Here is an 841-nt window from a genome sequence, read left to right as displayed (position 1 = left end):
AAACAGGAGTTAGAGCAACTTATGATGTAAAAACTACAGGGGCTTATGCTATAAAAGCAGGAACTACTTCTCAAGACTTTGCTATCAATGGGGTTGTAATTGGTCAAATTTCTTATAAAGACGGAGATGGCAATGGTCAGTTGATCTCAGCTATCAATGCGGTTAAAGACACAACAGGAGTTCAAGCTTCTAAGGATGAAAATGGTAAGCTTGTTCTTACTTCAGCTGATGGTAGAGGGATTAAAATCACTGGAGATATAGGAGTTGGTTCTGGAATTTTAGGAACACAAAAAGAAAATTATGGAAGATTATCTTTAGTAAAAAACGATGGTAGAGATATTAACATCAGCGGAACCAATCTTAGTGCTATAGGTATGGGAACAACTGATCTTATTTCTCAATCTTCAGTATCTTTAAGAGAGTCTAAAGGTCAAATCGATGCAAATATAGCGGATGCAATGGGCTTTAATTCCTTTAAAGGCGGAGGAAAACAAATTTTAGTAGGTTATTCTTCTGTTTCAGCTTATATGAGTTCTGAAGGTTCAGGATTTTCTGCTGGTTCAGGATTTTCTGAGGGCAGTGGCAAAAATATGTCAGCTTTATTAACAGATTCTCTTGTTACTATTTCAGCAATGTCTAGTGCTAGCAATGTTTATACCGTTTCTAAAGGTTCAGGTTTTTCAGAAGGTTCAGGAAATTCTCAATTTGCTACTTTAAAAACTTCAGCAGGCAATATGGCTGGAACAGTAGATAAGAGTGCGGGTGTAACTACTCTTAAAGGTGCTATGGCTGTAATGGATATAGCTGAAACTGCTATAACCAATCTTGATCAAATCAGAGC

General features: G+C 36.9%; 1 protein-coding gene. It reads left to right on the top strand.

Annotated features, from left to right (window positions below):
• Positions 1 to 841 (top strand): flagellin hook IN motif-containing protein (locus tag AJ884_RS09770; protein WP_315940644.1); only part of this gene is annotated, 841 nt, incomplete at both ends.

It is taken from the genome of Campylobacter sp. BCW_6463, assembly GCF_001762785.1.
Taxonomy (GTDB): Bacteria; Campylobacterota; Campylobacteria; order Campylobacterales; family Campylobacteraceae; genus Campylobacter_D; species Campylobacter_D jejuni.
Note: the sequence above shows the minus strand (reverse complement) of the source record. Positions and strands in the feature narration are given on the sequence as shown.